Genomic DNA, 14,226 nt, shown 5'->3' on the forward strand with positions numbered 1-14,226 from the left:
ACGCCCTTGCCATTCGGATTATCTTCCCCTCAGTCAGGGTGATTCAGGTTTCTTTCAACCTGACGGGTTTGCCAGCTTCGCTGGGCAAACAAAAAAGCCGCTTTTTAAAGCGGCTTCTATTTAATAGCAGTATATATGCGCTAGTTGAGAGCGGACTCCAAAAAGGCCCACTGGTCGGCATACCCTTCTATTTGCATCCACGTTGGCGTACCCGCACCGTGACCAGCTCGAGTTTCAACACGAAGTAGAATTGGGTTATCGCAGCTTTGGTCAGCCTGTAGTTGAGCTGCAAATTTATAGCTATGCCACGGCACAACACGGTCATCGTGATCACCTGTAGTAACTAATGTAGCTGGGTAGCACGTGCCCGGCTTAGTGTTGTGAAGTGGCGAATAAGCATAAAGCGCTTCAAATTCGTCTTTGTTTTCACTTAACCCATAATCAGAGGACCATGCTCGCGCATTTGCACTAGGTGTGTGATAGCGAAGCATATCTAACACGCCGACTGCAGGTAAGGCAGCAGAAAAGAGATCCGGGCGCTGTGTTAAGGTCGCACCAACAAGCAAACCGCCATTCGAGCCACCTTGAATACCCATTTTTTCAGGCGTGGTGTAGCCACTTTCAACCAAATACTCGCCCGCTGCGATAAAGTCATCAAATACGTTTTGCTTATCTAACTTAGTCCCAGCCTTGTGCCACTGTTGCCCATACTCACCACCACCACGTAAGTTAGCTATGGCCAGTACATTGCCCTGCTCTACCCATACCATGCGCGATACTGAATAGCGGGGCAGCAGTGAAATATTAAAACCACCATACCCGTACAGTAATGTTTTATTATTTCCATCTAGCTTCAAGCCTTTTTTATGCACAATAAACATGGGAACTTTTGTTCCATCTTTACTGGTGTAAAAAATTTGCTTTGTTTCGTAGTCATCATAATTAACACCTGTATCGATGGATTTAAATAATGATGACTCGCCGCTTTTTACGTTATACGCAAATACTTGGCCAGGGTTAGTGAACCCCGTAAGTTTATAGAACGTTGTATCGGCATTTTTGCTTCCGTAAAACCCGCTAACACTTCCAATATCATTAAACGCAATTTCATCTATTTTCTTGCCGTTTAAATCAAATACACTTACCTGCCCTTTTACATCTTTTAGATACTGAGCAAAAAGTTTTTCACCCAATAGTGAAACGCTCGACAAGGTATCAGATGTACTTTCAATTACGGTTTCCGTTGCTTTAACGCCACCATCGAAATCAACCTTAATAACCTTACCTGTAGGGGCATTTGCTGTAGATGTGAAAAATAACTCGTCGTCATGCTCGCCAATTAGGTCGTAACGGCCATCCCATTTGTCGAAAACCGGAACGAGCTCACTGTTATCATTTACCAGCGATTTAGCATAAACACCATTCGCCTGATATCCCTCGAACACAGAAATGAGCAGTGTTTTGCCATCTTGAACAACCGAAGGATAAGGGTTCCATGTAGGTTTATTGTCAAACGCAAAAACCTTTTTGTCTTCACTTTGCGCTGTACCTATTGCGTGAAAATAGATAGATACGGTTTGGCTATCATCATACTTACCAGCTTCACTTTGGGGGTAACGTGAATAGAAAAAGCCGCTTTCATCTGGCAACCACGCGATATTTGAAAACTTAATGCCTTTAATAGTGTCAGTTAAATCCGACTTCTTACTGGTGTCACGAACGTGAATAGTTTTCCAGTCTGTACCACCGTCAGAAAGCATGTAGGCCAAGAACGAGGCTTTAGGGCTTAGTTCAGTTGACGCCATAGACACTGTGCCATCTTCACTCAATGTATTTGGGTCAATCAGTACTTCAGGCTCACCGTTAACGCCGTCAGCCATATAAAGCACATATTGGTTTTGCAAGCCGTCGTTATAAGAATAAAACAGCTTGCCGTTTACCATATATGGCGTTGAGTATTTTTCGTAGTCCCACAGCGCTGTTAGACGTTCTTTGTATCTTTCTCTAGAGGGCAATTCAGCCAGGTAAGGACGAGCAAGGGTGTTTTGAGACTCAACCCAAGCACTTACCTCTTCGCTCTTTTCTTCTTCTAGCCAGCGGTATGGGTCGCTCACTACAGTGCCATGATAGTTGTCTTGCTGAGTCACAGTTTTGGTTTCTGGATAGTCGGACACTTTTGGCATGCCGCCACTTTGTGATTCACCTTGCACTGAACTAGTAGATTCGGTATACGAGCTTGTACACGCCAAGGTTAAACCTGCTGATGCCGCTACTATGGCAGCGTATATTAGATTTTTCTTCATTTTTATTCCTTAAACGAAAAATGCCGGTTTCAACCGGCATTTTCTATTTAGCTTTCTGTCGTAACTTGCGTATGTTTTCGACCTTTAAACACGCTTTTTAGGTCATTTAAAATAAGGTACAGCGCTGGGACAAGCAGCAAGGTGATCACCGTGGCGAACAAAATACCGAAGGCCAATGAAATAGCCATTGGGATCACAACTTGAGCCTGTAAACTGCGCTCAAAAACAATTGGCATAAGCCCCATAAACGTTGTTAGTGAGGTGAGGATAATTGCTCTGAAACGCTGAGTACCTGCGCTAATAGCAGCATCCATTAGCGACATGCCTTCTTTGCGCGCACGGTTAACAAAATCCACCATGATCAAGCTGTCGTTAACTACAACCCCAGACAACGCAATTATACCGCAGATAGAAAGTACGCTTACCGCCATACCTAATACCAAGTGCCCCACAATGGCGCCTACGATACCAAAAGGTATAACCGACATAATGATGAAAGGCTGGCTGTACGATTTAAGTGGAATAGCAAGCAAGGTGTAAATGGCAAAGAGTGCAAATAGAAGCCCCTGCATTAGGCTGATCATAGCGTCAGCCTGCTCTTTCGAGTTACCTTGAAGCTGGAAGTCCACCTTGGGATACCGCGCTAGTAGATCCGGCATCAGATTTTCAATCACATCATTGGTTACTTCTGACGGGTCAAGCAACGCTTTATCCACTGCACCAGTTACGGTTACCGAGCGTTTACCATCGACACGAATAATTGAATCAAAGCCCTGACCAACTGTAAATGTCGCCACCTGCTCAAATGGAATTTCTTGCCCATTTGGCGCGCGGATACGCATGTTTTCAAGATGCTCTATAGAGCTACGTTCCGTTTTCGGATAACGCACCATCACTTTGATTTCTTCATCGTCACGCTGGATACGCTGTACTTCCGCACCATAGAAACCAAAGCGAACCTGCTGACCTAAATCACGCAAAGAAATACCTAGCGCATCAGCCTGAGGTTTCAGCGCGAGTTGAATTTCTTCGCTTCCGCCTGAGAAGGTGTCGTTAATGTCGGTAACACCTTCGTATTTATCCAACGCTTCTTTAAGTTCATCACTTATCGAACGAAGGGCCTTAATATCGCTTGAGCTAAATTCAAAGCTCAGGTCTGAACCACCACCTGGGCCACCCGGAGAGCTAATATTAAACGACTTAACACCTGGGATTTCTGGTAACTCTTGACGCCACATGGCTTGAATTTCAAAGTCTGTCAGCGTACGCGTTTCACCCTTGGTGAGCTCTGCGAAAATCTCGCCCCCAAGATTGCCGTTATCAAAGGCAATGGCGTGCTTTATAACGTTTTCACCCGACTCTTCAGCTACTTTTTCATCCATACGATGCATGGCCTCGCGAAGCGTAGTCAGTACATTATCACGCTGTTCAAGCGATGAGCCTGGCTCAAGCTCGAAACTTGCAATCATAAAATCGCTAGGAATATTCGGGAAAAATACAAAACGTACAATACCACCACCGAACAGGCCTACTGTGAGGATCAGCATAGCCATAAACACAGCAACAGTGGTGTAGCGATTTCGTACAGCTGTAGCCAAAAATGGCGCGTATTTATTGTTTATAAACGTCTTAATACCTTCGCTGAAGAAATCTCGGAACTTTTGAAATCTGTTCGCCTTTTCAGGATCGTATGGCTTAAGCTTCATGTGCACCAAGTGAGCCGGCAATATTAGTTTGGACTCAATGAGCGAGAAAATAAGGCACACGATAACCACCATACCGATGGTTTTCCAAATAATTCCAAACGGCCCAGATACCATCAGCATGGGCGAGAATGCTGCAATGGTTGTCAACACGCCAAATGTCGCTGGCATAGCGACCTTTTTGACGCCCGCTATCACGTTTTCAGCGCTATGGCCTTTTTTGTCTATTTCAGAATACGCCGATTCCCCCATGATAATGGCGTCGTCAACCACAATACCCAGCACAAGAATAAACGCGAACAGGCTAAGCATGTTGATAGACACGCCAACCATATCTAGCGGCATAACTAACAAGGTGCCAAGAAAACAAACCGGCAAGCCCACAATGACCCAAAACGCGAGCTTAATTTTTAAAAATAAAGAAAGTACCAAGAAAACCAGCAGCGCGCCGAAGAACATGTTTTCCAGCATCATGTTGAGTCGGTCAGCTAAGTAGAACGAACTGTCGCCCCACGTATCAGCTGTAATATGCGCCGGAAATTCCGATTTCTGACTCTCAATATAGGTATTAACTTGCTCAGAAATTTCTAATGCGTTTTGATCACCTACCGCACGCACTCGCAAACTAACAGCGGGTTTATCGTCGAATAGCGCATATTGGTTATTTTCAATAAAACCATCGTTGATATACGCCACATCACCTAATGTCACGCGCGTGCCGTTACCGTTTGTTACTAAAACAATCTGCGAGAAATCCCAGCCTGTATAGGCTTGCCCTTTCGTTCTAAGCAGAATATCGCCATTTTCAGTGCGAATTGAGCCGCCAGGTAAGTCGACGCTGGTTTGACTTAAACGCGCAACGACATCGGCGAATGTAAGGTTGTATTTTTGCAAATCGACTTCCGAAAGCTCAACGGAAATCTCATAGTCCCTTGCCCCAACAACTTGAACACTTGAAATACCAGGTAGGTTAGCAATGTCGTCGCGCAAATCTTTGGCAAACTCTTTTAGCTCCCGTTCAGACGCGTCACCGTAAACCGAGAGCCAAATTACGTCTTGTTGTATTTTTTGACGGTAAATAACGGGCTTTTCAGTGTCTGCGGGGAAGCTCGGAATAGCGTCAACTTGTACTTTTACTTCATCAAGTAAAGATTGAACATCATAGTCTTCTTCCACCTGAATACTTACCGTACCCATACCTTCAACGGCTGTGGAATTAAGCTGCTTAATACCCTCTAAGTCTTTAATTGACTCTTCAATTTTAAGCAGTACGCCCTCTTCTACTTCCTGAGGTGCGGCCCCCAAATACGGTACGCGAACATTAATAACGTCTATCTCGAAATTGGGAAATACTTGCTTCTGAATACTGAAGGCACCAAATAATCCGCCAACTACAAGCAACCACATCAGAAGGTTTGCAGCTACGCTGTTACGCGCGAACCAGGCAATAAGCCCTTTATTGGTATCAATACGGCTCATTCGCTATCACCTTCGGTGGACGTGCTCTCTACTTTATCAATATCTTCGCTAGCATCTGATTCAGCTGCATCAGAAAGCACTGGCTCATCACCTGGTAGACGAACTTTCATGCCATTATACGGGTTTGGTACGGCACTTCTCACTACCAGGCTTCCATGCTCAATACCAGAACGAATAAACACTTCTTTAGCGGTTGTGCGCGCAACCTCAACAGGCTTTATTTCAATCTCACGATTGTCGTTAACAGTCAGTACGGTATTGTCTAAACGTAAAATGCTACGAGGCAACACCACCAATTCTTCATTCTGACGAGACGTGATTTCTGCTTCTACAAACTGACCAAAACGAAGGGGGGCATTGTGTGAAGATTTCAGATTGTAAGGATCTTGTACTTCCACAATGGCATATACTACTCGGCTGCCTGTATCTAAAATACCTTCTGAACGCACCAGTTTACCTTCCCAAGTACGTTTCACACCGCCCACAGAGGCCGTCAACGAAACCGGAGCGCCGTCATTGGATTGTCCAGCAATATTGATAAACATTAAATCGCTGTCAGTAATAGGCAGCCTGACTTCTGCAGTATCGGTGGAGTAAACGGTACCAAGTACTGCGCCCATTGATACAAACTGACCCAGGTCAATATTACGTTCAACCACAATGCCATTATAAGGGGCTGTAATTTGCGTTCTTGCCAAGTTGCGTTTTGCGCGCTCTAGTTTGGCTTCTGCAGCTTTAACGTTTGCTTGTTCTTTTGCCAGTTGCGGCTTACGTAAACCCAACTCAGGCGGTGCAACGCTACTCACCGAACGCCATTCTTGCTCTGCTACTTTGCCGCGAGCTATTTCTTCTTGAAGCGCTGCTTGCGCTTGAGCTAATTCAGCCTCTGCAAGCTTAAGATCCGTGCGATAATCATCTTGTTCAAGTGTTGCCAGCACATCCCCTTTTTTGAACGTACCGCCAGCTATAAATACATCAGACAAACTCACTACTTGGCCACTGACCTGCGCACTTAACGCAGTTTTATTTCGTGGAACAACGTTACCCTGAGATTTTACGATAAAGCTCACGGCCTCTGCTGTTGCTTCTTTCGCTTCAACCAAAAAAGCTGGAATTTCCACGGGTACTTGCTCTGGTGGCTTACGTGATTTGATCATGACTGTCGCGGCGATAAACGCGACCAAAACTATGATTAGTGGAATGCCACTTTTCATCAAGATGGAGTTTTTCATTTACTATCCCTAGGAACGAAGGAAATCCACGCGAGTGAAACGGACGCAACGATGTATTGCACTTTCACATACCACCTGATAACCCACGAAAATCTATTATTATTGTTTCAACACTAGTGTACTGATTTGTGGTTATTGTGCCCACTTAAGATTGTTAAATTTTGTGTCTGTTAATTGTTTTTAAAATACACATAAAAATCAGCCGCCCTAATATAAAAAATTATCAAAAGAATACAAAGTAAGATTGATAATTATCAGATTTTCGTTGATTATTTAATCACTCATTGGTTATGAGTTAACCGGCGGTTGTTATTTGAGCTTAGTCTTTAATGCGAAGTAGCCTCGGGAATGATTTCGCTACGTTGAAGGGAAAACACATTATGAGTCTTAAGAAACAATACCTTAAATCAAAACCTCTGTGCAAAGTGACATTTCGACTAAATGCGGAAGCGGCGCAAGACGCCAAAGAAGCAGCGTTGTGTGGTGACTTTACTGACTGGAAATCACAGCCACTAACGATGAAGAAACTGAAAAGTGGAGACTTTACGTTAACGGTGGATTTAGAGAAGGATCACGAGTACCAGTTTCGCTATCTCATTGATGGTGAAAAATGGGAAAACGATTGGGAAGCAGATGCTTATATTCCCTCACCTGTGAGCATAGAAGACAACTCAGTGGTGCGCGTTTAAATTATTGTTCCATTAAAAAACATACCCGTAACTACTCTAGGTATTTTATAACGATTCCCTACAAAAAAGGCTGCGTATACGCAGCCTTTATCTTCATTTTGCTAAACCTTAAAATTCGATTTACAACGAATTTTCCAGCTCTGGAAGTACATCAAACAAGTCGCCTACTAACCCGTAGTCTGCAACCTGGAAAATTGGCGCTTCCTCATCTTTGTTGATAGCAACAATGACTTTAGAGTCTTTCATACCTGCAAGGTGTTGAATAGCGCCCGAGATACCTACCGCGATATAAAGCTGAGGCGCAACAATTTTACCTGTTTGACCTACCTGCATATCATTCGGAACGAACCCAGCATCTACTGCGGCGCGTGATGCACCAATAGCAGCACCTAGCTTGTCAGCAATGCCCTCAAGAAGCTTGAAGTTGTCACCGTTTTGCATACCACGGCCACCTGAAATTACCACTTCTGCTGCAGTTAATTCAGGTCGCTCAGACTCAGTCAGCTCTGCCGATACGAAATCAGACTTATCACTGCCTTTTACAACGTCCACTGCTGCAACTTCTGCGCTGCCGCCTGTTGTTGCAGCATCAAATGATGCAGCTCGTACAGTAATGACCTTCTTCGCGTCAGATGATTGTACGGTAGCAATAGCGTTACCTGCGTAAATTGGGCGTACAAACGTGTCTTCACTCTCTACACCAATGATGTCAGAGATTTGCGCTACGTCTAATAAAGCCGCTACGCGAGGCATGAAGTTCTTACCTGTAGTGGTTGCAGCAGCAACAATGTGGCTGTAGTCAGCAGCAAGTTCTACAACTAGATCAGCCGTATTCTCAGCAAGCTGATGCTTGTAAGCAGCATTGTCAGCAACAAGTACTTTTGCAACACCGTCAATTTGCGCCGCGGCTTCAGCTACTGCTTGGCAACCTTCACCTGCGACTAGCACGTGAATATCGCCACCCATTTTTTGCGCGGCATTAACAAGCTTATGCGTTTCAGTCTTTAAGCTTGCATTATCGTGTTCTGCATATACGAGTACGCTCATGAGATCACCTTTGCTTCATTTTTTAACTTGTCTACCAACTCAGCAACATCTGCCACTTTAATGCCACCCTCGCGCTGAGGCGGAGGCGTCACTTTTAGCACCTTAACGTTTGAGTCAAGTGAAACACCAAAATCCGCAGCCGCTTTAACGTCTAACGGTTTGCGTTTTGCTTTCATGATATTTGGAAGCGATGCATAACGCGGCTCGTTCAAGCGAAGATCTGTGGTTACTACCGCTGGAAGCGAAAGTGCAACAGTTTGAAGACCGCCGTCAATTTCACGGGTTACATTTACTTTTTCGCCGTCAACAACGACTTCTGACGCAAAAGTGCCCTGTGGCATGCCAGTTAATGCAGCAAGCATCTGTCCTGTTTGGTTATTGTCAGAGTCGATACTCTGCTTACCAAGAATAACAAGCTGTGGTTGCTCTTCTTCAACTACTTTAGATAACAGCTTCGCCACTTGAAGTGAATCAAGATTTTGGTCGGTATCGATTTGAATACCACGGTCAGCACCTAGGGCTAGTGCTGTACGTATTTGTTCTTGGCAGCTCTTATCACCAATTGAAACAACAACGATTTCAGTGGCCACACCTTTTTCTTTTAATCGAACGGCTTCTTCAACAGCAATTTCGCAAAAAGGGTTAATGGCCATTTTTGCGTTGGTAAGATCTACGCCAGACTCATCGGCCTTCACTCTTACCTTAACGTTGTAGTCGATCGCGCGTTTGACCGGTACGAGTATTTTCATATTTACCTCAATTGTTGAGTTCGTCGGTGTCTATTACGTTTCATTAATAATTAACTATTAATAATTAAAAACGTATTACTTCACCACGCTTTTTGAAACTTTAACAATGTGCTCTACGTTAAAAAAGAATCCGTGGAACGTACGTTTTTTAAAGGCTAGCCTTAAAACGCCGTTAACACCACGTTTACGAGCAGTTATAATACACTGCCAGTTAACGTTAACGTAAACTGCTTTGCAATGTACTTACTGTTGACGTAAACGTCAACCTGCATTACCTTGCAAAACGACAATTAATTTACATGTTTTTGACACAAAGCATTATTTGTTTCATCAATAGTGCATTATAAAAATACAAACATAAGGAGCCTCCCGTGGAACGAGAATCGATGGAGTTTGACGTAGTCATCGTCGGTGCCGGCCCAGCTGGATTATCAACGGCTTGTAAGCTTATGCAGCTTGCAAATGAAAAAGACCAAGAGCTAATGGTTTGTGTGGTCGAAAAAGGCTCCGAGGTAGGTGCACACATTCTTTCTGGTGCCGTGTTTGAGCCGCGCTCACTAAACGAACTTTTCCCTGATTGGAAAGAAAAAGGTGCACCTCTCAATACACCAGTAACTGAAGACCACATTTACCTACTTAATGATGAGACTTCAGCGAAAAAGTTACCAAACGCTATTACCCCGAAAACCATGCACAACGATGGCAACTATATTGTGTCTATGGGTAATGTGTGTCGCTGGTTGGCAGAACAAGCTGAACAACTAGGTGTTGAAGTATTCCCTGGCTTTGCGGCCTCTGAAGTTATTTACAATGAAGATGGCAGTGTTGGCGGTGTACTTACCGGCGACATGGGCGTGGGTGAAAACGGGGAACCTAAAGACGGCTACATGCCAGGTATGGAGCTACGCGCTAAATACACAGTGTTTGCAGAAGGCTGTCGCGGTCACTTAGGGAAAGACCTCATTTCGCACTTTAAGCTGGACGAAGACAGTTCACCGCAACATTATGCCATTGGCTTTAAAGAGATTTGGGATATAGACCCATCCAAGCACCAGCCAGGGCTTGTGGTTCACAGTGCAGGCTGGCCACTTGACGATGCAACAGGCGGTAGCTATTTATACCACGCTGAAGATAACCAAGTGTTCGTTGGCCTAATCGTAGACCTAAACTACGACAATCCATACCTAAGCCCGTTTGATGAATTTCAACGGCTAAAGCACCACCCCGTATTTAAACAGTACCTTGAAGGCGGTAAACGTGTCTCTTATGGCGCCAGAGCTATCGCTAAAGGTGGGTTTAACTCATTGCCTAAAATGACCTTCCCAGGTGGTTTACTCGTCGGCTGTGAAGCCGGAACGCTAAACTTTGCCAAAATTAAAGGTAATCACACGGCCATGAAGTCGGGCATGCTTGCAGCAGAGAGTATTTTTGAAGCCATTTCAGAAAATGCTGAGGCTCCAGTAAAAGAGTTAACAAGCTTTACAGAGAAATTTAAATCATCGTGGCTATATGACGAATTGTTCCGCTCTCGTAACTTTGGCCCCGCTATCCACAAACTCGGAAATTTCTGGGGTGGCGCATTTAACACGCTAGAGCAAAATATCTTTAATGGTAATTTGTTTTTCACCATGAAAGACGAACATAAAGACTACGCACAGCTTAAAGAAGCGAAAGATGCAAAAGAGATTTCATATCCTAGGCCAGATGGCGTGTTAAGCTTTGATAAATTGTCTTCTGTATTTTTATCTAATACAAATCACGAAGAAGACCAGCCTTGCCACTTAAAATTAAAAGACCCGTCTATTCCTTTGCAGGTTAATTTACCTAAATTTGCAGAGCCAGCACAGCGTTACTGCCCTGCCGGGGTATATGAAGTAATTGAAGAGGAAGGTGAAAAACGGTTCCAAATTAATGCACAAAACTGTGTTCACTGTAAAACCTGCGACATAAAAGACCCAAGTCAAAATATTAAATGGGTAGTTCCGGAAGGTGCCGGCGGACCAAATTACCCGAACATGTAATTTAAAGTATTAATTTGCTATTTAACGGATATTTTTAAAAAGCGAGCTTGGCTCGCTTTTTTTTTGTGCTACTTTTATTTATTATCCAATAGAAATTAAGTACAACGTATTAAGGTTAATTAATGAGCGATTTTTTAGATATTTTAACCCATGGAAGACGTTTACAAGGTGCTGTTAAGGAATTAAGCATTGAAGAACTTGAACAAGTTCAAGAAAAACTTAGCGGTATAATTGAGAAAAGAAAAGAAAAATTAGTAGAACAAGAAAAGCTTGAGAAAGAAAAATTAGAGAAGCTCGCTGCTATTAAAAAGCAAATGGAAGAAGCGGGTTTAAATGTTGAAGATCTACAGGCATTAAATGTAGAAACAAACAAAAAGGTTGGCAAAAAACGTCCGGTTAAATACAAGCTTGTTGATAGCAAGGGTGAAGAACACCTTTGGACAGGTATAGGACGCATGCCTCGCGTTTATAAAGAAGCGCTAGATAGCGGTAAGTCACTCGACGATTACGCCATTAATTAATTGATATTGTGAATTAAACAAGGCCTGTTTTTACAGGCCTTATTTTGTTTGAACAGCATGTTCAGAAACGGATAAGTATATTGTGAAGTTGAACTACAAACTTTCGGAATGCGCTTCTACCTCTCCTTGGCTGATTCTCATTCATGGATTATTTGGAAATGCCGATAATTTAGCCGGCATTAAGCGCCACTTTGAGTCTAATTACAATGTGATCAGCATTGATCTGCCTGACCACGGTGAATCCCCGTGGACATCTTCATTTTCTGTCGACGATGCTGCAAATGCGGTGTTCGAGATTATACAATCGCTTAATATTAGAGAATGCGCGGTTTTAGGCCACTCATTAGGCGGCAAAGTAGCCATGAGATTAGCCTTAAACCACGGCGACTTTGTTTCTCACCTCATTGTCGCCGATATTGCACCAGTATCTTACGACCATAGCCACCAATCCGTATTTGATGGACTCAAGGCCGTTCCTTTAGATGCAATTCAAAGTAGAAAAGATGCTGAAAAAGAAATGGCTAAACATGTGAAAGAGCCAGGCGTTCGACAATTCCTATTGAAGAGCCTATATCAAGATGAAAATGGCGATTGGAAATGGCGTTTTAATGTCGATGGATTAATTGCCAGTTATTCACACATTATTGATTGGGAACAAACAAATCAAACATTTGATGGCGTAACATTATTCATCAAGGGCAGTGAGTCTGATTATATTACGCCAGCCTATCGCGATGAAATAACGCGTTATTTTCCTAAGGCTAAAGCACATGTAATAGAAGGTACTGGCCACTGGTTACATGCAGAAAAGCCAGCGGTCTTTAACGCCGTTGTAGAAAGAACGCTCAATAAATCGTCTTAAAGAAGGGTTTTCATCATCATTTAAGATGAGAATGACTATTATTACCTATTTTTGAACGTTTTAGGCTCTTACAGGCGTATATACTGTGATATAGTTGCGCCAGATTTTTTTAAGTAACAACACTATGCTTGCAGAAAATTACGAACTCATTGAGTCCATCATGCTGTATGGCGGCTTATCTATCCTTTTTGGGTTGATGGGTTTTGCTGTACACGATGTACTGCGTAAGAACGATGTGCCACTTATTGGACGAGTGGTAACGTACGGTGTGCTAGGTTTAGGCGCATTAGGGTTTCTTGCGAAGGGCATTATTGAATGGTTTTGGCTAAGCACAGGCGTTTAATTAGTAACGATTAATAGAGGTTAGATATGGCAAGCGTTGGCCTATTTTTCGGAAGTGACACGGGTAATACCGAACATGTTGCGAAAATGATCCAGAAGGAATTGGGTAAACAGCTAATTGATGTTAAAGACATTGCCAAGAGCAGTAAAGAAGACATCGCTGAATTTGATTTGCTTATCTTTGGTATCCCTACGTGGTACTACGGTGAAGCGCAATGCGATTGGGATGATTTCTTTCCTGAACTAGAGCAAATTGACTTCAACGACAAGTTAGTTGCTATTTTTGGCTGCGGTGACCAAGAAGACTACGCGGAATACTTCTTAGACGCTATGGGTATGGTACGCGATATCGTAGAAGCCAAAGGCGCTATCTTAGTGGGTCAGTGGTCGACTGAAGGTTATGATTTTGAAGCGTCTAAAGGTATGGCTGACGACAATCATTTTGTTGGTCTTGGTATCGATGAAGACCGTCAACCAGAACTAACAGAATCTCGCGTTAAAGCGTGGTGTAAGCAAATTCACGATGAACTTTGCTTGGCCGAACTTGCATAAGCTTAAAAAAAGACCGCGTTTCTATCGATCTGCGGTCTTTTTCATTACTTCTCTTTTATCCGGTGCATGCTGAAGCAATCCCTCCTAGCGTTTAATCTGTCTTACGAAAGGTGCTGTAGCAATCATCATCATTAAAAAGATGATGCCAGATGACGGTGCGGAAACCTGTGTAGTTACTCTTGCACTCCTCGCGTCAACATTGGTAAGGTCATTTCCTTGGCCATCGCCCAATAACAAAACCGTCAAGTCAAGATCGGTAAACTCCCCCATTTCTAAATCAATCACGTTAAAAGTTAGAGAAGCAAGTGTAGTTACGGTTGATTGCAAAAACTCAAGGTCACTTGAAAATAGAAAACTGAATAAATTCAAGTTTATTGAGTTTCCTGCTGCGTTAAGCCCGCTCATGGTGTCATCGGTGTAAGCATCAGCAGTTAAATCAAAGAAATCATTTGTAATTATACTTCCTAGCGCGTCGCTGTAGTCAAAACTAACAAAGCTAAGCACCGTATTATCAAATGAAACGTCAACATCAAATACGCCTATCGTAGTATCGATTGGGTCGCCAAGATCACCTGCTATGAGGTCAACAGTAACCACTTGCCCTGTACCCGAAACCTGAATAGAGGGTGACAGTGCAATAAATACAGCGTGCACAGGTAACGAAGCCGTCGCAAATAAAGCAGTAATCGAAAACAGCATTGCTTTAATGATTTTTTTCATAACACT

General features: G+C 43.3%; 12 protein-coding genes. 6 read left to right on the forward strand and 6 right to left on the reverse strand.

Annotated features, from left to right (window positions below; all coding sequences use genetic code 11):
- Window positions 1-140 precede the first annotated feature (140 nt).
- From MHN02_RS12525 to MHN02_RS12535, 3 genes are read right to left on the reverse strand one after another with little or no spacing between them, the layout of a single operon-like run.
- Window positions 141-2,303: a prolyl oligopeptidase family serine peptidase gene (locus MHN02_RS12525; protein ID WP_239246443.1), complete on the reverse strand. Its 2,163-nt coding sequence runs from the start codon at window positions 2,301-2,303 to the stop codon at window positions 141-143.
- Between the two features lie 47 nt (window positions 2,304-2,350).
- Window positions 2,351-5,485, reverse strand: a complete 3,135-nt coding sequence (locus MHN02_RS12530) for an efflux RND transporter permease subunit (protein ID WP_239246446.1) — start codon at window positions 5,483-5,485, stop codon at window positions 2,351-2,353.
- Window positions 5,482-6,717 (reverse strand): efflux RND transporter periplasmic adaptor subunit, encoded by a 1,236-nt coding sequence (locus tag MHN02_RS12535; RefSeq protein WP_239246449.1) that lies wholly within the window; start codon window positions 6,715-6,717, stop codon window positions 5,482-5,484. Before MHN02_RS12535 ends, MHN02_RS12530 begins: the two co-directional genes overlap by 4 nt.
- Window positions 6,718-7,097: 380 nt before the next feature.
- On the opposite strand from MHN02_RS12535, the gene MHN02_RS12540 reads away from it, so the two are divergent.
- A complete protein-coding gene (locus tag MHN02_RS12540) occupies window positions 7,098-7,406 on the forward strand; it encodes an isoamylase early set domain-containing protein (protein WP_014949733.1) in 309 nt (102 codons plus the stop codon).
- A gap of 120 nt (window positions 7,407-7,526) precedes the next feature.
- Here the strand turns inward: MHN02_RS12540 and MHN02_RS12545 are convergent, their stop codons facing one another.
- Both MHN02_RS12545 and MHN02_RS12550 read right to left on the reverse strand, forming a co-directional pair.
- On the reverse strand, window positions 7,527-8,453 hold the full coding sequence (locus MHN02_RS12545; RefSeq protein WP_014976738.1) for an FAD-binding protein: 927 nt from the start codon (window positions 8,451-8,453) through the stop codon (window positions 7,527-7,529).
- Window positions 8,450-9,202, reverse strand: a complete 753-nt coding sequence (locus MHN02_RS12550) for an electron transfer flavoprotein subunit beta/FixA family protein (protein WP_014949735.1) — start codon at window positions 9,200-9,202, stop codon at window positions 8,450-8,452. Before MHN02_RS12550 ends, MHN02_RS12545 begins: the two co-directional genes overlap by 4 nt.
- A gap of 371 nt (window positions 9,203-9,573) precedes the next feature.
- Between MHN02_RS12550 and MHN02_RS12555 the strand changes: the two genes are divergently transcribed.
- The 5 genes from MHN02_RS12555 (at window position 9,574) to fldA (ending at window position 13,500) form a co-directional block, all read left to right on the forward strand.
- A complete protein-coding gene (locus MHN02_RS12555; RefSeq protein ID WP_171338719.1) occupies window positions 9,574-11,223 on the forward strand; it encodes an electron transfer flavoprotein-ubiquinone oxidoreductase in 1,650 nt (549 codons plus the stop codon).
- A 122-nt stretch (window positions 11,224-11,345) separates the two neighbouring features.
- On the forward strand, window positions 11,346-11,744 hold the full coding sequence (locus MHN02_RS12560; RefSeq protein ID WP_014949737.1) for an H-NS family nucleoid-associated regulatory protein: 399 nt from the start codon (window positions 11,346-11,348) through the stop codon (window positions 11,742-11,744).
- A gap of 82 nt (window positions 11,745-11,826) precedes the next feature.
- Window positions 11,827-12,606 (forward strand): alpha/beta fold hydrolase, encoded by a 780-nt coding sequence (locus tag MHN02_RS12565; RefSeq protein ID WP_171338278.1) that lies wholly within the window; start codon window positions 11,827-11,829, stop codon window positions 12,604-12,606.
- Between the two features lie 124 nt (window positions 12,607-12,730).
- Window positions 12,731-12,949, forward strand: a complete 219-nt coding sequence (locus MHN02_RS12570; protein ID WP_012519093.1) for a DUF2788 domain-containing protein — start codon at window positions 12,731-12,733, stop codon at window positions 12,947-12,949.
- A gap of 26 nt (window positions 12,950-12,975) precedes the next feature.
- Complete coding sequence (gene fldA / locus MHN02_RS12575) at window positions 12,976-13,500, forward strand: flavodoxin FldA (RefSeq protein ID WP_014998614.1); 525 nt, start codon at window positions 12,976-12,978, stop codon at window positions 13,498-13,500.
- 84 nt (window positions 13,501-13,584) lie between these two features.
- Here fldA and MHN02_RS12580 read toward each other — a convergent pair whose 3' ends face one another.
- Entirely contained in the window at window positions 13,585-14,220 is a 636-nt protein-coding gene (locus MHN02_RS12580) for a hypothetical protein (protein ID WP_171338279.1), read from the reverse strand.
- Window positions 14,221-14,226: the final 6 nt, after the last annotated feature.

Source organism: Alteromonas sp. CNT1-28, assembly GCF_022348345.1.
Taxonomy (GTDB): Bacteria; Pseudomonadota; Gammaproteobacteria; order Enterobacterales; family Alteromonadaceae; genus Alteromonas; species Alteromonas macleodii.